Source organism: Pseudomonas parakoreensis (assembly GCF_021602155.1).
GTDB lineage: Bacteria > Pseudomonadota > Gammaproteobacteria > Pseudomonadales > Pseudomonadaceae > Aquipseudomonas > Aquipseudomonas parakoreensis.
Genome location: NZ_BQHY01000002.1, coordinates 34,296 through 54,846 on the forward strand (window position 1 = coordinate 34,296; position 20,551 = coordinate 54,846).

Here is a 20,551-nt window from a genome sequence, read left to right on the forward strand (position 1 = left end):
GCGGGCACAAAAAAGCCCCGCGACCGAATGATACGCGGGGCAAAAAATTGGTTGGTTGCGGCCAACCAAAGGAGCGCTTTGAAAACCTTTACTTGCTGGCGACGGTTTCCGGTTGCCAGCCACCACCCAAGGCCTTGTAGATCGCCACGATGCCGCGATACAGATCGACTTCGGCCTGGGCCTGACTGTCTTCGGCGTTCAGCCGTTCACGCTGGGCGTCGAGCAGCACGAGGAAGTCGGTGGTGCCTTCGCGGTAGCGGATTTCAGCCAGGTCGGCAGCCTTGCGGCTCGATTCACTCTGACGAATCAGCGAGATCAGCCGTTGCTGACGCTTGCCGTAATCGCTGAAGGCGTTTTCCGATTCTTCCAACGCCAGCAACACTTGCTGCTCGTAGGTGGCAAGTGCGCCTTCGGCATCGGCATCGGCGCCACGCAAGCGGGCGCGCACGCTACCCAGATCGAACGCCGCCCAGGTAATGCTTGGGCCGAGTGCCCAGGCGTTGGCCGCCGAGGAGCCGATCTGCGAACCACGCCCGGCCGTCCAGCCCAGGAACCCGCTGAGGCTGACCCGTGGAAACAGGTCGGCTTTCGCTACGCCGATCCGCGCGGTGGCCGAGGCCAGTTTGCGTTCAGCGCTGAGGATGTCCGGACGGCGTTGCAGCAGCTCACCCGGATCACCGATCGGCAAAGCCTTGGCAATTGCCGGCAAGTCTTTCGGGCTCAAGTCCACGGTCATTTTGTCCGGACGCTCACCCAAAAGGGTGGCGATGCGGTTTTTCTGCCGTACTTGTTCCGCCTGCAGTTGCGGCACGCTGGCTTCGACCGAGGCCAGACGCGCATCGGCACGTTCGACGTCGAGCTGATCACCGACGCCGGCGTCACGCAGGCTGATGGTGATCTTGCGCGACTCCTGCTGGTTTTCCAGGTTGGCCACGGCGATTTTCTCGCGCAGTTGCGCACCGCGCAGTTGACCGTAGGCGTCGACCAGTTCGGCAATCATCGTGACTTGCAACTGGTACAGATCGGCTTCGGCCGCCTGCTGGTCGGCGTCGCTGGCTTCCAGATTGCGCTGGATCCGGCCGAACAGGTCCAGCTCCCAGGCCATGTCCAGGCCCAGATCGTAGCGCTCGCTGTTGACCCGCTTGGTGGTCTGGCCGGGAATTTGTCCCTTGGCCAGATCACTGCTGGCGCGGCTGGTGATGGTCGGCATCGCATCGTTGCTGACGTCGTCGCGGATCGCCCGGGCGGCTTTCCAGCGGGCGAACGCCACGCGCAGTTGGCGGTTGCCTTGCAGCGATTGCGTCACCAGCTGGTTGAGGGTCGGATCGTCGAATTGCTGCCACCAGATGCCTTCGAATTTCGAACGGTCGAAGTTCTTTTGCCCGGCGGCGCCATCGGTGGCGGCCGTGATGTTGGCCGCCTCCGTGGCTGGGGTCTTGTAGTCGGGGCCGACGGCGCAGGCGCTCAGCGCCAGCACCAGAAGACTCGGCAGGAAGACTTTCAGACTCATTATTGCGCCTCCAGTGGCTTTTGAAGAGCGTGCGCTCTGGCCGCTTTGCGGGCTTCCCCGCGTTCGACAAAGTTACGGATCAACACGTAGAACACGGGTGTCAGCAACAGACCGAAGAAGGTCACCCCGAGCATCCCGGAGAACACGGCCACACCCATGGCGTGACGCATCTCGGCACCGGCACCGCTGGAGAACACCAGTGGCACTACACCCATGATGAACGCGAACGAAGTCATCAGGATCGGCCGCAGACGCAGACGGCAGGCTTCCAGTACCGCAGCCAGCGGGTCGAGGCCTTCCAGCTGTTTGTCCTTGGCGAATTCGACGATCAGAATCGCGTTCTTACAGGCCAGGCCCACCAATACGATCAAACCGATCTGGGTGAAGATGTTGTTGTCGCCGCCGGAGACAATCACCCCGGTGATGGCCGACAGCAGGGTCATCGGTACGATCAGGATCACCGCCAGTGGCAGGCTCCAGCTTTCGTATTGAGCGGCGAGCACCAGGAACGCCAGCAATACGCAGAGCGGGAACACGAACAGCGCGGTGTTGCCGGACAGAATCTGCTGATAGGTCAGGTCGGTCCACTCGTAGGTCATGCCGTTTGGCAGTTCATCCTTGAGCAGTTTTTCGATGGCTTTTTCGGCCTGGCCGGAGCTGTAGCCAGGGGCTGCCGCACCGTTGATTTCAGCGGTGATAAAGCCGTTGTAGTGCATCACGCGATCCGGGCCCGAGGTGTCGCTGACCTTGATGAAGGTCGCCAGCGGGATCATTTCGCCCTTGTTGTTACGCACTTTCAGCTGACCGATCTGATCAGATTCGAGGCGGAACTGCTGTTCAGCCTGAACGTTGACCTGATAGGTGCGCCCGAAGCGGTTGAAGTCGTTGGCATACAGCGAACCCAGGTAGATCTGCAGGGTGTCGAAGATGTCGCTGACGGCCACGCCGTGGGTCTTGGCCTTTTCGCGGTCGATGGCGGCATCGACTTGCGGCACGTTCACGGTGTAGCTGGTGAACAGTCCAGCCAGTTCCGGCACGTTGTGGCTCTTGGCGATGATGTTCATGGTTTCCTTGTACAGCTCGTCGTAGCCCAGGTTGCCCCGGTCTTCGATTTGCAGGCGGAAACCACCAATGGTGCCCAGGCCTTGTACCGGCGGTGGCGGGAAGATCGCCATGTACGCTTCCTGAATGTTCGCGTACTGACCGTTCAAGGCCCCGGCGATGGCACCGGCGGACATGCTCGGGTCTTTACGTTCATCGAACGGTTTCAGGGTCACGAACACGATGCCGGCGTTCGGGCTGTTGGTGAAACCGTTGATCGACAGGCCCGGGAACGCTACGGCGCTTTCCACGCCAGGCTGTTTCAGCGCCAGGTCGGACATGCGCTTGATCACGTCTTCGGTGCGATCCAGGCTCGCGGCGTCCGGCAGTTGCGCGAAGGCCACCAGGTATTGCTTGTCCTGGCCGGGTACGAAACCGGTTGGTGTGCTGGAGAAACCGAAGAACGTCAGCACCATCAGGCCTGCATACAGCAGCAGAGCGATGCCGCTGCTGCGGATCACGCGGCGCACCGTGCCGACATAGCCATGGCTGGCCTTGTCAAAGAAACGGTTGAACGGGCGGAACAACCAGCCACCGAAGATCCTGTCGAGAATCCTCGAGAAGCGGTCTTTCGGCGCGTCATGCCCTTTGAGCAACACGGCGGCCAGCGCTGGCGACAGCGTCAGCGAGTTGAACGCCGAGATCACGGTCGAGATCGCAATGGTCAGCGCGAACTGCTTGTAGAACTGCCCGGTGAGGCCGGAGATGAATGCCGCCGGAACGAACACTGCACACAGCACCAGTGCGGTCGCGATGATCGGGCCGGTCACTTCGCCCATGGCCTTTTTGGTCGCATCGAACGGGTTGAGCCCCAGTTCAATGTTGCGCTCGACGTTCTCCACCACGACGATGGCGTCGTCCACCACGATACCGATCGCCAGCACCAGGCCGAACAGCGACAGGGCGTTGAGCGAGAAGCCGAACAGGTGCATGACCGCAAACGTACCGATCAACGACACCGGCACCGCCACCAACGGAATGATCGAGGCGCGCCAGGTCTGCAGGAACAGAATCACGACCAGCACCACGAGGATCAGCGCTTCGAAGAGGGTGTGAACCACCGCCTCGATCGAGCCGCGCACGAAGATCGTCGGGTCATAGACGATGCTGTAGTCCATGCCTTGCGGGAAGCCTTTCTTCAGCTCTTCCATCTTGCCGCGAACTTCGTTCGAAATATCGATGGCGTTGGAGCCTGGACGCTGGAAGATCGGGATCGCGACCGCTGGCTGGTTATTCAGCAACGAACGCAGGGCGTACTGACTGGAACCCAGCTCGACACGCGCGATGTCCTTGAGACGAGTGATTTCACCGTTGTCGCCGGAGCGAATGATGATGTTCTCGAACTCTTCTTCAGTGACCAGACGGCCCTGAGTGTTGACCGACAACTGGAAGCTCTGGGCATTCGGCGCAGGGGGCGCACCGAGCTGACCGGCAGCAACCTGACGGTTCTGCTCACGAATCGCCGTCACCACGTCGGTGGCGGTCAGGTTGCGCGAAGCGGTCTTGTTCGGATCGAGCCAGACCCGCAGCGAGTAGTCGCCCATGCCGAACAGCTGCACGTCACCGACACCGCCCAGACGCGCCAGCTCATCCTTGATGTTGAGGATCGCGTAGTTGGACAGGTAGAGCATGTCGTAGCGTTTGTCCGGCGAGGTCAAGTGCACAACCATGGTCAGATCGGGCGAGGCCTTGTCGACGGTGATACCAATGCGCGTCACTTCCTCGGGAAGTTTCGGCTCGGTACGGGTCACCCGGTTCTGCACCTGTACCTGCGCGTTGTCCAGGTCGGTACCCAGAGCGAAGGTGATGGTCAGGGTGATCTTGCCGTCAGCGGTGGACTGCGAGGACATGTACAGCATGTTCTCAACGCCGGTGATGGCTTGCTCCAGCGGAGCGGCCACGGTTTCACCGATGACTTTGGGGTTGGCACCCGGGAAGTTGGCACGTACCACCACGGTCGGTGGCACGACTTCCGGGTATTCGCTGATCGGCAGCTGGAACAGCGAGATCGCACCGGCGATCAGGATCAACAGCGAGAGCACCGCTGCGAAGATCGGCCGTGAAATGAAGAATTGGGAAAAATTCATCGGAGTTGTCGTCCCTTAACCGCGTGGGGTCGTAGCGGCCAGCTTCACAGCCGTACCCTGTGCACCTTTGGCAGGTGCGACTTTGGGCAGGTTGCTGGCTTCCAGCGCTTGACGTTGTTGAGCCAGAGCGGCAAGGGTCTGCTCGCTGGCCATCGGGATCACTTCAGGCGTCACCGGCGAACCCGGACGTACCCGCTGCAGGCCCTTGACGATGATCGTGTCGTCCTTGTTCAGACCGGTGCGCACGATGCGCAGGCCTTCGATCTTCGGCCCCAGTTCAACGGCGCGATAAGCGGTTTTGTTGTCCGCATCCATCACCAGCACGAACTTCTTGCCGAGGTCGGTACCGACCGCTTCGTCGTTGATCAGCATGGCGTTGTAGGTGCCGCTGCCGACCAGTTTCAGCCGTGCGTACAGGCCCGGGGTGTAGGTGCCGTCGCTGTTGTCGAACACCGCGCGACCACGGATGGTGCCGGTTTTCGGATTGACCTGGTTGTCGACGAAGTTCATCTGACCGAGGTGTGGGTTGCCGTCTTCATTGGACAGGCCCATGTACACCGGCGTGGTGGCGCCACGTTGGCCGTTGCGGGCGAGTTGGGTGTATTTGAGGAACACCCGCTCGTCAGCGTCGAAGTAGGCGTAGACCTTGTCGGTGGAGACCACGCTGGTCAGCGGTGTGGTGTCGGCGGTCACCAGGTTGCCGGCGGTGATCTCGGCACGGCTGACGCGGCCGCTGATTGGCGCGGTGACGCGGGTGAAACTCAGGTTCAGTTTGGCCAGATCCAGTTGCGCTTGCAGGGCGCCGACGGCGGCGCGGGCCTCTTGTGCGGCACTGGTGCGAGAGTCGGCCAGTTCAGCAGAGATCGCGTTGCTGGCGCGCAGACGTTCGCCGCGACCGGCTTCGTTTTCACTGCGGGTGGCATTGGCGCGTGCCTGGGCTACCAACGCTTCGAGACGGCGAACTTCTGCCTGGAAAGGACGCGGATCGATCTGGAACAGCAGGTCACCTTTCTTGACCAGCGCGCCTTCGGTGAACGCCACCTCGTCGATCTGGCCGGAGACCCGCGGACGGATTTCAACGGTTTCCGGCGCTTCGAGGCGCCCGGTGAATTCGTCCCACTCGTTGACTGGTTGTTCCAGCACCTTGGCCACGCTGACTTTGGCAGCGGGCATGGTGGCGGCAGTCTCCGGAGTCTTGCCGCAAGCGCTCATCACCAGCACGGCCAACATGGCCAAGGGGAAGCGCAAATGTTTGAGTGACTGTTCCATGGAATCATCCGCCAATGTATTGAAGATGGGCGGATGATGCTCGGCGGGCTGTGATGGCACGAATCGAATGAAGCAAAGGTAACTATCATTCGGAATGATATAAGAGCGATTCGAGCCCTCTAGCATGCACCTTTCGTTAGGGTGCTATCAATTGGTTTGATGACAAATGTGTGTTGCGCCGCCAGTAAAAATCCAGTGGCGGCTTCAGGATCAGAATGCACAAACAAAGAGACGGCCATGAAGGCCGTCTCGTTCAACGTGTTGCGAAGTGACTCAGTTGTTGCCTTTGCGGTTCGGCCCGAAACGGTTCGGACCTGGCTGGCTGTCTTGCACCAGGAACACCAGGTTGACGATCGGCAGCAGCAACCACCAGCCGCTACGGTCAGTGTCGTGCATACGGCGCGCGCCCACTGCGATGCTCGGCAGCAACATCGCCAGGCTGTATAGGTTGTAGAGCACGCCCTTGGTGTTGAGCATGGCGTCGAGAACGCCCATGACAATGCAGATACCCATGTTGATCAGCACAAACATCCAGTACTCGCGGCGGGTGGCGCGGCCTTTGAATTCGGCGTAATTCTTCAGCGCTTCCACGTAAGGATTGCCCGTGGTGATGGCGGGGCCGCTTGCATAGGACGGTTGAGCGGCCTGAGGTGCACCGCACTGTGGGCATGCCACGGCCAGGCTACTAATTTCCTTGGCGCAACCACGGCAGAAAACCAAGCTCATATTTTTTCCCTAAAATTATTCAATCGATAGACAGGACAAAACGAACGCGGCAAGGCCAGACAAAACGATGCCGGCGATCGCGAGGTTTCTTCCTGGGTGTTTTTGGTTGATACAGACGATGCCGCAAGTGAGGCCCGCAAGGCTGAGGATGCCCACACCGACAATCGCATCCCTGTCCCATTCGGAATCATCAAATAGGTTGAGTGCGCTGATAATCCCGAGGATCAATGAAACGATGGCCAGCCAGGGTGTTTCGGCTTGCGTTTGCGGCACGGAGGCCTGTTGGGGCGCCCCGCATTGGGGGCAGGTGAGCGCCGTTTCGTGTAGCTCCTTGGCGCAAGCACGACAATAGACCATTGCCATCGTTTTCCTTAACTGAGTGCAAATGCCCGATCCTCCAGCGGTCGGGGCGGCGGTAAGTTAAACTTTATTACCGGATTTGTCATTATCACTTTGCCATCATTGCTGCCGTGGGTGTGCGGGGACTCAAGGACTGAAGGCTATCGGGATTGTGGAAGCGTCTGGAGCCGTGCCAGCCAGCGAGGCCATTTACCGCTTCGGCATGGTCGAACGCTTCACCGGCTCCTTGCTGCTCAAGATACGTCGCGCAGCACGAACCGCATTTCCATGCGCGGCGATTGCAACGCCCAGGCGTGCCAATAAAACTCTACATCGGTGAAATGATTCGGCGCGACATCTACCCGCTGGCGAATACCGTCACCTTGCATGCAGTCTCGCGAGTCAGACCGTGGCACACCGACATCCATACACGATTGGTCCAGGCCCGGCGCCAGTGCTGCTGAAATCCAGCACGATATAGCTGAATGCCAATATCAGGCCAACGCTGCGACCGCCAGCTACCATTCGACCCCGGCAGCGAACGATAAAACCCACGGCATGGGCAGTGCCGTGGGTGACGGGATTATCATCGCGGAGAAACAGATCGACCTGAAGAATGACTGCATGCAGGGCAACGTCTACTTGCGCCAGTGAACAAGGCAGCTTGTTTGATCAAGACCTCGTATGCTTCTACCGCATTGGATCAGATCAGTGTGGCTTGACCCTCTGATGATGCGTCCCCCTAAACGTCGAAACATTCGGCAATCGGTACCAAGACACCGACAGATGGGCACAGATCGCTTGCGTGCATTCACGCGCGATCATCGACGAGTAATACGACGTTCAATGAGTGATTCTACGGCGACAAACACCGGCAACTGGTACGCAGTCATTGCCCTGGCATTGGCCGCGTTTGTGTTCAATACCACCGAGTTTGTGCCTGTCGGGCTGTTGAGCTCGATCGGCAGCAGCTTCGACATGTCGACGGCGCAGGTCGGTTTGATGCTGACCATTTACGCGTGGGTGGTGTCTCTGACGTCGCTGCCGATCATGCTGCTGACGCGCAACGTCGAGCGACGCAAACTGTTGCTCGTGCTGTTCGCAATGTTTATCGCCAGCCACATTCTATCGGGTCTGGCGACCAGCTTCGGGGTGCTGCTGGTGAGCCGGATCGGCGTGGCGCTATCGCATGCGCTGTTCTGGTCGATCACCGCTTCTCTGGCCGTGCGCCTGGCTCCGCCGGGCAAGCAGGTTCAGGCGCTGGGCTTGCTCGCAACCGGTACTTCGCTGGCGATGGTGCTGGGCATTCCCCTCGGCCGCTTGCTGGGGGAGGCCATGGGCTGGCGCACCACGTTCATCGTGATCGCGGGCTTCGCGGCAGCACTGGTGTTCTGTCTGGCGAAGGTGCTGCCGTTGCTGCCCAGCCAGAACTCGGGCTCGCTCAAGAGCCTGCCTATATTGCTGAAGCGACCTGCGCTGGTAGCCGTTTATGTCCTGACAGCTCTGGTGGTGACTGCCCAGTTCACCGCCTACAGCTACATCGAGCCGTTCGTACTGACCGTGGCCAACATGAGCGGTGAGGTGGTGACGCTGCTGCTGTTGTTATTCGGCGGAGCCGGCATTTTCGGCTCGCTGCTGTTCAGCTATTTGCACAGCTATAACCCGCAACGTTTTCTGATCATCTGCGTATCGGTGCTCGCCTTGTGCCTGGCGTTGCTGTTGCCGTTCAGCGGCAACGTCTCATACCTCGGCGTGCTGAGTGTGTTCTGGGGCATGGCGATCATGGGCTTCGGGCTGGCGCTGCAGTCGAAAGTCCTGGTGCTGGCGCCGGACGCCACCGACGTGGCGATGGCGCTGTTTTCCGGGATCTACAACATCGGCATCGGCGGCGGGGCGCTGGTGGGCAGTTGGGTCGGCAGCCAGTTCGGCTTTGCTTACGTCGGGCTTGTCGGCGGGATGCTGGCGGCGTTGGCGTTGGCGTCTTACTGCGTGTCGATCTATCGCATCAGCCGGCCGAGGACTTGAGCCTTTGGCTGCCTGCTTAATGTGCAGGCAGTTCAAGGCTGTCCGGGTTGCCAAAGAACATTTTGACTGGGCACTATTACGGTAGTTTCAGAGCTGAATGTTTGTGTTATGCCCCCAAGTTTGGCCCCAGCCGCGGTTAGTGCGTGATCAATCACGATTGGCGATTTCTGATATGGATCAGAGTGGTCGTCGGCAGTCTCAGTTTCCATTGCCACCGGGCCACACCGTTCGTCGATAGTGCTCAGAGCTTGGTTGGCAGCTCTAACCGGGCACACGTCGGCTGCAGTGCCGATGGTGTTCATCGCGGGGGTTCTTGAAGCCGACCGAGGGTAGAAAGTCTAATTGCTTCGGACTCCCATGCTGACTGTTTGAGGAATGAGTGCAAAGGGCTGTCAAAGTGCGTCGGGTAGGTAAGTGCCCCCTGTAGAGCGAGGCACCTGCCGTGCAGGCACTTCCTATTGGCCGCTAGTAATAGCCTTTTGAATGGTATGGTTCAGGCTATGAGATTTGAGTTGGTCAGGATCACCCTTCATGTAGGTGAGTAGTTCGGTGCTGGTGGCATAATCCCGGTATGTATCGGGAAGCCGGTCAATAATCTCCTCGCTCTCAAGCAGAAGTTCAGCCAGTGATGGGGTTGCATCAACATCAACCAGTGCGTCGATTCGTCGAGCCAATGCATAGAGCCAGAGGTTCACTTCATGCGCTCGAATGTGCGATTGCCAGCTCACCTGAGCGCTGAAAGGTTGACGAATCGTTCGAGCCAGCGCATTGAAGATCTTCCACAGCTCAGCGACGATCGCTTTCTGATCTTCTGGAGCCAGATAGCGGGTCAATGTGGCAAGTTCATCAGTGAAGGCACCGTCTGCCTTCAGCTTGAAATACAGGCTGTTGTTGTTTTTCAGTGAGCTGCGCCATTGGCTTGTCAATTCGCTGAACCATTCTCTGGAGACCTGAGCCGCGTCTACTGTCTTCTGTTCGAGCATGGGCAGAAGCAATGACTCGGGAATCCAAGGCGTAAAGTGATGTAGCCTTCCTAGACGCCCGCGCACAGACTGCAGGATGTCCTGAAGTTCCTGATCAGACAATGGTCTTTCAAGTGATTGCGTCAGCTTTGCAATCAAATGGTGCTTGACGTCCGACTCATCATAGTTCGCTTCGTTGATCAGCCAGCAAAGAATGATTCGATGAGCGCTGGCAGGTGTTACCTGATCGATTAGGTCAAGTGTTTCAACGCCCCACGCGCCTTTGTTGATTGCATCCTTGAAAGCATGTAGACCTACTCAGGTGACGATGCTTGTCTCACTGTGCAGGAGGGCTTCTATTTGTACTGGGTGCTTGTCGAAGCCGAGCGACAGACAGATGCGCTTGAAGACCTCAATGACCAATAAGTTGGGACGTAAGCCCTTGACGGGTTGCGCACATACTTCGCTCAACCAGTTGACAAGCGCCTGTGGTGCATGTGACCAGAGAAGCTTGAGAGCATACTAGTCACTCCATGAGGTATCCGGTGGCGAGTAGCGGAAAGCCGCGTCGGGATCATCAGTGGAAAGCATAAGCTTGGTGAGGTCTTGCGAGCGATAGTGCTCAAGATCTAGCAGCGCGTTTCGGACCCTTGGCTGTAAAGCATCTTGGCGGGCAGGATTGAGGTGTTCGAGCAAGGCGCTCTGCAGCACCTGAGGGAACGGCTCGTTCTCCTCTGTGTATAGTTGACCCCCTTGTGCATAGGCGATGTCGCTGACTTGCCCACCGGACAGTAGAAAGTTCAGCGGTACGCCATTGGCATCGCACAGCATGGGAATCTTCGTCGTCAGGCCGCCCCGGCTTCGTCCGAGGGCATGGTCTTGCGGTTCTTCAGGCCCCCTTTTTTCCCAGCACCAGAAGAGGCCGGGGTTGCGCGTACCGCCGTGGAATCGATCATCCGGGTCTGCAGATCGATTAACCCTTGCTCGTTCAATCTAATGTGAAGCCGCTTAAGCATCTGGTCGAATGTCCCGCGATTACTCCAGTCACAAAAGCGCTGATACACCGTCGACCATGGGCCGAAGCGCTCGGGCATGTCGCGCCAGGCAGTGCCCGAGCAGAGCACCCAGAGCACGCCGTTGAGCATCGGCAGATCATCTGCCCGTGGGCGCCCGTTCCGGCGCGATTCACTGAAAATGTCTGCAACCAAATCCCATGCTGCGTCGGGAAGTTCGTACCGTTTGGCCATCGTGGGCTCGTGCCTTTGATGGACGCGAACTTTACTGAGTCCCGACGATTGCTGGGTTCAAATGAGTTTCAGCTGATTTCGTAAAGAGCCTAGTACTGACCATTCGCCGTTATTTATCAACCGCCTGTCGGATAATGGCGACTACCTGTCAGATCTGACAGTAGACGGTATGTCGCCTATGCCCTATTACTTGATTACACACAGCACCGAATCTCATATTTAAGGGGATGAACATGTCTAACTCAGTTCTAAGCCTGTATTTAGCTGACGAACAAGTTACGCAGATCAGGTTTTTTTCGACAAAATACGTGCCAGAAATAAGAGATGCTCTTATAACTCTGAAGAGTTTTTCCAAAGAGCAAATTGATAAACACGGCATCAAAGAATTGCAGGTGTCTGACGTTCAAGAGCTATTAGATAAGTCAATAGACACCGCAAGACATTTAGGGGGGCTCGAATCGTGGAAAGAAAAATTGAGCATTGACCTACCCGATATGGCTAAAAATATTATTGAATTTTGCAAATCCGTTATTGATGTCATAGAGGGACTGCCAAGTATCAAGGGTTTGAAAGTGGCAGACCTTACAGAGGAAGAAATAAAATCGTTTCCTAAAATGCTGCTTACCTCAATGGAGTTGAACAATGTCTGCACAATTAAAGACCACGTTTCGGCATTGAAGGTTTCGATAAGCAGTAGCCAGGAAACAGTGTCCGACTTTCAAAAGGCAATCACTCGATTCAAAAGCTCTCTCGAAATAGAGGTTGAGCCACGGCTCAGAAGATTGCTTGAATTGTTTGCAGTAGCGGGGCTCGGTATTGAGGTCAGGGAAATTGACCTAGATATTAAGCGAATAAATAGCGAGCTTAAACTCGCAATAGAAGCGCACCGAAAAGCGTCTGGATATATTGAAAATTTATCTCAGGCGAGTGTTATTAATGCAAAATTTAAAAAAATAAAAGAGCTGGTTAGCAAAAAAGAACTTCTAATAATTGCCGGTAAAAACAGTAACAGTGGATTTCATTGGGTGTTTGAAAATCTAAATAATTCGGCGTTCTACCTACTTGAGACGATCTGGCAGAACGCCCCCCTTATTAGGGAGTTCGAGGCTCTGTGGATCGATACGCTAGCGCTTATAGACTCGTCGCAGGTAAAGGTGGACAACATAAAAGACACTGATGGACTTTTGTTTTTCAAACTAACTGTCAAGGGAATTAAGAGCGGCTGGGAGAAAATAAAAACTTATTTGGGTAATTTGAGTTTTTACATGTCTTGAGGTTTTGCGAGTCAGAAGCTAGGGCGACTTAATCTATAAATTAGTTGTCTGGTTATGTCTCAATGCTAATGGGAAGGCACAGGATGCTTATGCGGCTGTCAAGCTGCTGGGTGTCAACATTAAGCACGTCTAAAAGAGAAGGGATCTATACCATGAGTAATGTAACTATTGACTACTCTGTTGTAAAGTCAAAAATAACAGCTGACGATATAAGTAAAATCAGAAACTATGTAAGAGAAGGTTTCGCACTTCCCCAGGATTCAAAAGGTGTCGAAATAAAATTCAAGTCTCAGGTGTCCGCAACGGATGAGCTATCAGTCAATAGCCTCTTAATAACGTTCAAAAATATCAAGGAGCACGCAGTAACCTGGAGTGGTATCGAAACGGATATGCGAACGTGCATTTCAACATTAAGCGCTTTCCGGGATGATCTTGGCACCTATGCAGGACCTGCACTTGAGGAGATAAAAAAAATGCCGGGATACATTAACTACAAAGGAGAGATAAATAAAATGGATCAGGCAGCTCTGGCGAGCTTCAAGTCGCTTGTGAATATTTCCGACAGAGCTAACTGTCAATCGGTAGCTGAGATCTTTGAGGGCATCAAAAAATCAATTGAAGCAAAAAGCGGATCCGTTACAAAACTTAGGAGTGACCTCAAAGGTTTTGAAGAGGTTTTAAAAAATAAAATTCAACCCGATGTTGGGAGTAAATTAAAAACCGCAAGCTCGACCAATACACTTAAAGAGATTTCAGATATTGACAGGGAGATCGCAGAGTTTTATCCAAAAATTGAAAGCGCGAGGGAAAAAACTGAATCCAACGCTTCAGATTTTTTTTGGATGTTTGTTAATCCCGAAAAAGTTCGGAGTGAAGAACGGGAGGGCTGGCATGAACTTAATGAAATATCTAATAAAGTTAGTGCCTTATTAATCCGCAAAAGAAGTCTTAATGCTCTATCCGGGTTGCTTCAGGCGCTTTCAGCATACTTAAATAGCTTGCATCTTGTTGTTAAGAACGCTATTGATGGGCTAGGGCAAATTGACAATGCGTGGAAGGTAACATCTAATTGTATTGCCGATTCAAAAGCAACACTTGAAAGCCCCGGCGACTGGAAGCTTGTTGCACAACTCGTTATCAAAGTTGAGAGTGTGCTTGACGATTGGAGCAAAATCAAACAGATGGTTGAGGATGTCAAGAAAGCATTAAACTGATCAAATTCTAATACACAATTCGGAGTTAATATGATGGTCGACTTCATCTATAAGGTGCCAGAGCTACCAATGATTCGGAAGGCTCGTATCATTTCAAGTGATCAGGCGCTCGTAACGTCGAGTGATGTATATATAAAGGAGTTGGGTGAGGAGTTAAAACGTCTTAATGCAGCTATAAATACCTGCGACACCGAGATCAACAGTGCGCTGAGCCTAATTCCAATTAAGCTGAAAATAGCTGACGTAAAAAAATATCTGGATGCTTTCCAGAGTACGAACTACGAAGTGTATAAAGGTGATTTGAAAGCTTCTTTGGTGCGTTGCTTTAATGAGATGTATCCTCTTCAAAAAAGCTGTGTAGATAGATTGCTTAATGTTGAAACTGTAACCCTTAGCGATACGTCAAGAATTACAGAGGATCTGCGTAAGGAAAATTCTATTTTGTTGAAAGACATGCCTGATGACAAGAAGGAACTTTTACAGCTTAAAGCAGACAAGGCGAAGCTCGACCAGGCAATATTAGAGTATGAGACTAGTACGTTTATCGATAGAATTCAGCCTGCCTTGAAAGCGTTGGAGGAAAGTTTTTCTGTGACTGAGCAGATCTCAAGCGAGGACTCGAAAGATGTGAAAACAGTCAAGTCTGGTGTTCCTGAATCAATCAAATCTGTGATTAGACTAGGAGTCAGCGTTGCAGCCCAAGCGCTTGGGATTATTAACTCAATAATCAAATATGACGACCTGCGCAAGGCGCGACGGGAACTCGTCGATAAAATTTCAACTAAACAGTCCAACATGACTGCGCTGGAGATTAAAGTGGATGCAATTACTGATAAGCTGGAACAGCTCAACATTCTGGCGAGTGTAAAAGAACCTAGAAGGCAGTATGTGTTGGAAGCCGGAAAAGTCAGTCAGTCATTTGTTCACTTTGTGGGTGCTGTTTTTCCCTTGGGTGTTGACCAAACTATATCGGACTATCTATCAGACTCTACACATTTATTAGTGTCGGGAAAGAAGCTTGTCTCGGACGCGCCAATACTGATAAATTACTGCAATAAGGTTCAACCGTACTGGCTCCGTAGTGTTTAGATAGAGGCTTAAAGAATCGCCGATTCTTCTGTTTGCCATCCATTGCTTGAAGTCGGCGATCTTTAAGGAAGGTCTGAAGTACCCGCTGATTTTTGAAGCCCGCGCTACTTGAGGTTCAAAAAATCGTGAGTCGGTCGAAAATCAGACCTTTCCTGCCTTTAGTTCATCGGGTTTTCCTCTGATTGCTGTGTTTCAAGGCAATCAACCCGCACTACAGGCGCACCTCTCCTGCATTCAACAACCGTTTGCGCACCATCCACAGGTTCGACAAAGCGAACAAGGTTGTCTGTTGCGCGATGTTTTTCGACAAGCCGCAAGGAATTGTCGATGGACAGATCGTGAGCCCAGAGGCTGCAGTACGTCGAATTTCAAGCCTGCCTGATGACATTGCACGACGTTGCGATGGGTTGGACCGATCCGATATATCGTTTGTGCTCGGTGGGCTTGCACCGGTGCCATTGCTTTTTCTCCTCGGAGTGATCGTCGACGACGAGACAAACACGGTCATCATGGACTGGGATCGGCAACTGCGTGCCTGGCGTGGGTTAACCGTTGATGATGACGGTAAACGCTTTGTGGTGGCAGGCTTGAATACCTTGCAAGCAGGGGCGACCCGCGTGGCGCTCTGTGTGTCCGCTTCGTTCGATGTTTTGGATGTAGATGTGCAGATCGCTGAAACAGGAACGCCCATTATCCGGATGGATCTGGAAGGGCGTGGTACCGACACGCATTGGTCCGAGTTGAAACAACAACAACTCGCTCAGCAGTTTCTCGATACAGTGATGTCCTTGGTTCGAAAAGGCGTTACAGAAATAACTTTGTTTCTGGCTGCCCCTGCAAGCCTGGCATTGCGGCTAGGCATGCTGTATGACAAGCGGAATCTCCCTCGCCTGGAGGTCAATCAGTACGAACAGGCCGATCCCAAAAGATTCCCTTGGGTAGTGCGCATACCTGTAGCGGGGGTGCTCCAGCCGGAAATCGTGCACCGATGATGTCTCTAAAGTTCTCTTGGCGCTTAGCGACACACTGATGCTTAGGCAGGAATGTGGGCAGTGAGTCCACTGTTCGCACCCTCCATTATCTTGATTGTGGTCAGAGATGCTTCTTGAACCGACCGCCCAGTAGTGCGCGGCGGCAATTGCCATCTCATCCAGTGGGCGGGGACTTGCGGCAAAAGTGGCATTTTTTGCGGTTTGAAATGCTGTCCAGTAAAAGCATCGCCGCGATTGTTTCGTCCAAGGCAATCTGGCAGGCATCGGCCCAAGTCAAGCTTGGATGAAGGTGTAGAAATGTACAGCCATTCTGCCTCCATCGTCCGCTACAGCACACTTCCTACCGCTTCTCCTTCCGGCGTAGCGTCCAACAAATCGTGTGACTGCAGCTCATCAAACAACGCGATGTTGGAAAAGCGACGCCATGCACTGCTGAGCCAGTTGATGGCAGTCAGTTACTCAAAGACTCTCAGGGTCGCCGAAGAACATCTGAATCCGCGACCGCAACCAACGCTCCCCTGGATCGTTGTCCTGCGACCCACGCCACGCCATGTGCAGCTCAAACGTGCGCGTCGGCAACGGTGGATCTTCTGCGCGCACACCACCCGCAGCCGTCAGCGCATCCGCCGTGTAATCCGGCACTGTCGCAACAATGTCAGTGCCCGCGAGCAACGTGCTCAAACCATTGAACTGCGGCACGGCCAGCACCACATGCCGCTTGCGCCCGAGTTTCTCCAGCTCTTCATCGATGAAGCCACTCAGGTCGCCGGCGAACGACACCAGCGCATGCGGACGCGCGCAGTAGTCATCCAGGCTGAGCGGGCCGGGCACCGTGTCGGCGCGCAGCAGTTTCGGCTGGCTGCGCCGCAACACCTTGCGCTTGGCGTTGGCCGGCAGGTCGGTGGTGTAGCTGACACCGATGGAAATTTCGCCGGAGGCCAGCAGGCTTGGCATCAATATGTAGTTGACCCGGCGCACGACGAGGACGATCCCCGGTGCTTCGGCGCGCAGGCGTTTGAGCAGCATCGGTAGCAGGGCGAATTCGACGTCGTCGGACAGGCCGATGCGAAATACCGAGGTGCTGGTGGCCGGATCGAAGTCCGCCGCTCGGCTGACGGCGGTGGAAATCGAGTCGAGTGCCGGCGAGAGCAGGGCGAAGATTTCCACGGCGCGGGCGGACGGTTCCATGCTGCGTCCGGTGCGCACGAACAACGGGTCGTCGAACAGGCTGCGCAGGCGCGAGAGCGCCGCACTGATCGCCGGCTGGCCGAGAAACAGCTTCTCGGCGGCACGGGTCACGCTGCGTTCGTGCATCAACGTTTCGAATACGATCAACAGGTTCAGGTCGACACGACGCAGGTCATTACGATTCATCTGGAGTCCTGGCAGAGTCATCAAGCTTGACGAGAGCGACCATATGAGAACAATGGCCGGCATGAATATTACGGGGAAAGGCTGGTACTCTGCACCGCTAAATTCAGCTTTACCGAGCCGGTTGCGGCATTTTTTTCATCGATTTTGCCAATGCCGTTCATACTGCGGAATCAATGACAGGCATGTCGACTATTAATAGCCACTGATAGTCTTGGGTCAAAAGCCCAGATAGAGTTCAGGGCATTAGAGGTTACTTTGACGAGGTTTGCGATGTCCCGCACGATCCGTTTTCACAAGTTTGGTCCGGCCGAGGTGCTCAAATGCGAAGAGCATGCGGCCGCTCAGCCAGGTCCTGGCGAAGTGCAGGTGCGTGTCGAAGCGATCGGCATCAGCTGGTATGACATTCTCTGGCGTCAGAACCTGGCCTCGTCCCAGGCACGCTTGCCGTCCGGTCTCGGCCATGAAATGGCCGGCGTGGTCACGGCGGTCGGTGACGGTGTCGACGACCTGTCGGTTGGCGACAAGGTGGCCAGTTTCCCGGCCGAAAGCCCGAACGACTACCCGGTGTACGGCGAGCAGATCGTATTGCCGCGCACCGCGCTGACGCGCTATCCGGATGTACTCAGCCCGATCGAAGCCAGCGTGCATTACACGCCGCTGTTGATCGCCTATTTCGCCTATGCCGATCTGGCACGGGTCAAACCCGGGCAGTTTGCCCTGGTCACTGACGCCAGCCATTGCGCCGGTCCGTCCTTTGTCCAGTTGGGCAAAGCCATGGGGGTGAGGGTGATTGCCGCGACGAAAACCGCAGATGAGCGTGAATACCTGCTGTCGCTGGGTGCCGAGAAAGTCATCGTCACCGAGGAAGAAGATCTGTTGATGCGAATCAACAAAATCACTGACAACCGTGGTGTCGATGTGGTCTTTGATGGTCTTGGCGGCCCGCAGATGTCGTTGCTCGGTGATGTACTTGCGCCGCGTGGCAGCCTGGTTCTGTATGGCCTGCAAGGCGGTAATCAGACACCATTCCCGGCCTGTGCGGCCTTTCAGAAGAACATCCAGTTCTTTGTGCACTGCATCGGCAATTTCACCGGCAAACCCGAGCTCGGTATCACTCAGGATCACGTCGCCTTGCAGCGGGCCCTGCGTGACATCAACCAGCTCACCGCCGACCGCGTATTGCTGCCGCTCAAGACTCGGGTTTTCCCGTTCAACGAGTTCGTTGAAGCGCATCGTTACATGGACGAATGCCCATGCCGCGAGCGGGTTGCCCTGCAGGTCGAACCCGCGTAACCCCCCCTCCGATCAGAGTCCGTGGCCCCACGGACTCCAGCGTGTTGCGCCCTTGCCATCACAACAGTTGCCGGATTCAGTGCCTGGGCTGTCTGTGCATCTGAACCGGTTTTTGCTCGCGACCTGTATCTTTTAATCGCCCTCCAGGCCCTGATAATTGAATGATTACTTTCATCTCAAGGAATGAGCCATGTCTGTGCATTCTGTTATTTATTCCGTGTCTAATTTTATCTCGCGAACGATGCGTCGGTTTCTGTTTAATCGGTGTAGGGTCTTTCCTATCGTCGTTCTGCTTTTCTTGTACTCAAAGTTCGTGGGACGTTGTAAGAAGTTTCCTCAGATATTTTTCTATCAGATAAAACATAATGGAAACAATGAGTTGCGTCACTTTGGATGGTGTCTCTGTCAGCATCTTGGGTACATGTGTTTCAAATAACTTCAAAATCATAAGTGTTAGTATTTGATCGTCTATTACTTATTGATGAATTTATCGCGCCAGTGTCTTCATTGATGCGCGATATGAATTTTTTACGCCGGGTAAAGTACTGATGAGCACGATCCATGATCAGGCAATGAACTATGTCTACCAGCAAGTACTGCAACGTTTGCTGAGTTTCTTTTCCAGAGCCGAACGCACTGCACTGCAGCTCCTGATCCAGCGGCTGATGGTCGCCGCCGGCGGAGCGGAACGCATGGGTGACTACAAGGTTCTGGTGTCCCCCTCCGGTACTCGCGACAGCTGCTATACCCTGGCGTTGCTGCGTGCCGCTCAACTGAGTATCGCCGGCCGCGCCCCGGCCACTTTCAAGTTGCGTGTCGCCATCCTGCGCAGCGGCGGCATGGGCGGTGCCCCACTCGACAATCTGCACCGCAGCTTTGCTGCACTGTTTCTTTACGATGACCCGCGGGTCGAATTGCTGATGGTGGATCACCGTCAAGTACTGCCGTTCAATCACCTGAAATCACCTGACAAGGAGAGTGCGGACGCCAATCGCATCAATCTACTGATGATGGGGCACCGCCGGGCGAGGGACGAGCAGCTTGAATTGTGGGACGACGTTTGCCTGGCGCGGGCCGAGTTTTGCGGCCAGATTGCCCGCTGGAACAATGGAGTTGACGCCTGGGTTGCCAGTGAGTCGCCGCGGCGCCAGAAGCAATTCATCAATGATCTCGCGCGAGCGGTGCAGAAAGCCGGCCTGGAGGCTCCGCCATCCAATGCCGTTTCATTCGATGATTTGTTCGCGATCCTCGACGGCCTGGGGGGGGATCTGTATCGCGGTCTTTACGCCGAATCCGAACTATTGCGCTGGCGTCCCGAAGACGGATTCGAGTCGTGCCGTCGCACTACATTCCTCGATATTCACGACATGGCAGTGGGCAAGCTGGAGGAGCGCTGGCCGTTGCTTAGCGAGTTTCTCGGGTTTCAGGCGGAGGAATGGGTGTTTCATCAGGGCGAAGGTGAATACGCCGATCCTTTGATTGAGGCTCATCTTCGCGGTCTTGAGGCCGAGTTCATTGACGGAAGCGGTTATGAATGCGGTTTTGCGGAACATGTTCAGCGCATGCTGGTAAAAATGCAGCAAATGCAGGTGCCGGATCCGGTTTGTGAACAGATGATCGCGAGGCTAGGGTTACAGCAGACTGAGGTATTGCGTGAAGCGGCGGCAACAGCATTGCACAAGACCTATGGTCTGAACGAAGCGCAATGGGTGTGTTTGCTGTTCACGCCGTTCATCGAACGGGGGGCCGGGCTTGAACGGTTTCTGCGCAGCTGTCATCCCGGCATGCTGGTGGCATTGCCCGATTTGCACCGGGCAATGCAAGGGCTGCACGGCCCCGAGCAAGTGTTGCAATGGATGACGGATGTCAGTGGGCTGCCAGTCAGTCTGATCGGTCATCTCTATGCCATGGAGCCGTTGCCGATCCGTGGTGCTGGCCGGTCGGCAGGAGAGGCGGCGGATGCTGGTAATGCCGACACCGGTGTGAGTAGCCGGTCAGCGGAGCGCTGAGGTGAGCGATGCATCTTTCAGGACCCCCGTCGTCCCGGCA

At 55.2% G+C, this 20,551-nt stretch carries 16 protein-coding genes and 2 pseudogenes; 8 read left to right on the forward strand and 10 right to left on the reverse strand.

Annotation, left to right across the window (positions count from 1 at the left end; translation table 11 throughout):
- Window positions 1-88: 88 nt before the first annotated feature.
- The 6 genes from L6D63_RS02730 to L6D63_RS28610 form a co-directional block, all read right to left on the reverse strand.
- Window positions 89-1,510: an efflux transporter outer membrane subunit gene (locus L6D63_RS02730; protein WP_041064275.1), complete on the reverse strand. Its 1,422-nt coding sequence runs from the start codon at window positions 1,508-1,510 to the stop codon at window positions 89-91.
- Window positions 1,510-4,698 carry an efflux RND transporter permease subunit gene (locus L6D63_RS02735; RefSeq protein ID WP_131670493.1) on the reverse strand — a complete coding sequence of 1,063 codons (3,189 nt, stop codon included), beginning with the start codon at window positions 4,696-4,698 and terminating at the stop codon, window positions 1,510-1,512. Before L6D63_RS02735 ends, L6D63_RS02730 begins: the two co-directional genes overlap by 1 nt.
- Window positions 4,699-4,713: 15 nt before the next feature.
- Window positions 4,714-5,967 (reverse strand): multidrug efflux RND transporter periplasmic adaptor subunit MexE, encoded by a 1,254-nt coding sequence (gene mexE / locus L6D63_RS02740; RefSeq protein WP_047294597.1) that lies wholly within the window; start codon window positions 5,965-5,967, stop codon window positions 4,714-4,716.
- Between the two features lie 273 nt (window positions 5,968-6,240).
- Window positions 6,241-6,693, reverse strand: coding sequence for a DUF805 domain-containing protein (locus tag L6D63_RS02745; RefSeq protein ID WP_047294596.1), 453 nt, complete (start codon window positions 6,691-6,693; stop codon window positions 6,241-6,243).
- Between the two features lie 15 nt (window positions 6,694-6,708).
- A complete protein-coding gene (locus tag L6D63_RS02750) occupies window positions 6,709-7,056 on the reverse strand; it encodes a DUF4190 domain-containing protein (protein ID WP_041064263.1) in 348 nt (115 codons plus the stop codon).
- Window positions 7,057-7,286: 230 nt separating this feature from the next.
- The gene (locus L6D63_RS28610) at window positions 7,287-7,421 is read right to left on the reverse strand and encodes a hypothetical protein (protein ID WP_257012240.1); all 135 of its coding nucleotides are present in this window, start codon (window positions 7,419-7,421) and stop codon (window positions 7,287-7,289) included.
- Between L6D63_RS28610 and L6D63_RS02755 the strand changes: the two genes are divergently transcribed.
- Together L6D63_RS02755 and L6D63_RS02760 are read left to right on the forward strand one after the other, a co-directional pair.
- Window positions 7,420-7,686: a hypothetical protein gene (locus L6D63_RS02755; protein ID WP_047294593.1), complete on the forward strand. Its 267-nt coding sequence runs from the start codon at window positions 7,420-7,422 to the stop codon at window positions 7,684-7,686. The two genes, L6D63_RS28610 and L6D63_RS02755, sit on opposite strands and share 2 nt — an antisense overlap.
- Before the next feature lie 192 nt (window positions 7,687-7,878).
- Window positions 7,879-9,057, forward strand: a complete 1,179-nt coding sequence (locus L6D63_RS02760; RefSeq protein ID WP_047294591.1) for a sugar transporter — start codon at window positions 7,879-7,881, stop codon at window positions 9,055-9,057.
- Window positions 9,058-9,512: 455 nt separating this feature from the next.
- On the opposite strand, the gene L6D63_RS02765 is transcribed toward L6D63_RS02760, so the two are convergent.
- Both L6D63_RS02765 and L6D63_RS02770 read right to left on the reverse strand, forming a co-directional pair.
- Window positions 9,513-10,178: a hypothetical protein gene (locus L6D63_RS02765; RefSeq protein ID WP_131670492.1), complete on the reverse strand. Its 666-nt coding sequence runs from the start codon at window positions 10,176-10,178 to the stop codon at window positions 9,513-9,515.
- Window positions 10,179-10,772: 594 nt separating this feature from the next.
- Window positions 10,773-11,266, reverse strand: a pseudogene (locus L6D63_RS02770) (IS5 family transposase); the annotation flags it as partial.
- Window positions 11,267-11,499: 233 nt separating this feature from the next.
- On the opposite strand from L6D63_RS02770, the gene L6D63_RS02775 reads away from it, so the two are divergent.
- The 3 genes from L6D63_RS02775 (at window position 11,500) to L6D63_RS02785 (ending at window position 14,843) form a co-directional block, all read left to right on the forward strand.
- Window positions 11,500-12,540 carry a hypothetical protein gene (locus L6D63_RS02775; protein WP_236170268.1) on the forward strand — a complete coding sequence of 347 codons (1,041 nt, stop codon included), beginning with the start codon at window positions 11,500-11,502 and terminating at the stop codon, window positions 12,538-12,540.
- A 152-nt stretch (window positions 12,541-12,692) separates the two neighbouring features.
- The gene (locus L6D63_RS02780; RefSeq protein ID WP_047294582.1) at window positions 12,693-13,754 is read left to right on the forward strand and encodes a hypothetical protein; all 1,062 of its coding nucleotides are present in this window, start codon (window positions 12,693-12,695) and stop codon (window positions 13,752-13,754) included.
- Window positions 13,755-13,784: 30 nt separating this feature from the next.
- Entirely contained in the window at window positions 13,785-14,843 is a 1,059-nt protein-coding gene (locus tag L6D63_RS02785; RefSeq protein ID WP_047294580.1) for an alpha-xenorhabdolysin family binary toxin subunit B, read from the forward strand.
- A 211-nt stretch (window positions 14,844-15,054) separates the two neighbouring features.
- Here the strand turns inward: L6D63_RS02785 and L6D63_RS02790 are convergent.
- A pseudogene (locus tag L6D63_RS02790) lies at window positions 15,055-15,156 on the reverse strand (IS5/IS1182 family transposase); the annotation flags it as partial.
- Here L6D63_RS02790 and L6D63_RS02795 point away from each other — a divergent pair.
- Window positions 15,140-15,835 carry an SAVED domain-containing protein gene (locus tag L6D63_RS02795; protein ID WP_236170269.1) on the forward strand — a complete coding sequence of 232 codons (696 nt, stop codon included), beginning with the start codon at window positions 15,140-15,142 and terminating at the stop codon, window positions 15,833-15,835. The pseudogene L6D63_RS02790 and the gene L6D63_RS02795 sit on opposite strands and share 17 nt — an antisense overlap.
- Before the next feature lie 459 nt (window positions 15,836-16,294).
- On the opposite strand, the gene L6D63_RS02800 is transcribed toward L6D63_RS02795, so the two are convergent.
- Window positions 16,295-17,209: a LysR family transcriptional regulator gene (locus L6D63_RS02800; protein WP_047294579.1), complete on the reverse strand. Its 915-nt coding sequence runs from the start codon at window positions 17,207-17,209 to the stop codon at window positions 16,295-16,297.
- Window positions 17,210-17,479: 270 nt separating this feature from the next.
- Here L6D63_RS02800 and L6D63_RS02805 point away from each other — a divergent pair, with 270 nt between their 5' ends.
- Together L6D63_RS02805 and L6D63_RS02810 are read left to right on the forward strand one after the other, a co-directional pair.
- Entirely contained in the window at window positions 17,480-18,502 is a 1,023-nt protein-coding gene (locus L6D63_RS02805) for a zinc-dependent alcohol dehydrogenase family protein (protein ID WP_047294577.1), read from the forward strand.
- 548 nt (window positions 18,503-19,050) lie between these two features.
- The gene (locus L6D63_RS02810) at window positions 19,051-20,511 is read left to right on the forward strand and encodes a hypothetical protein (protein WP_236170270.1); all 1,461 of its coding nucleotides are present in this window, start codon (window positions 19,051-19,053) and stop codon (window positions 20,509-20,511) included.
- Window positions 20,512-20,551 lie beyond the last annotated feature (40 nt).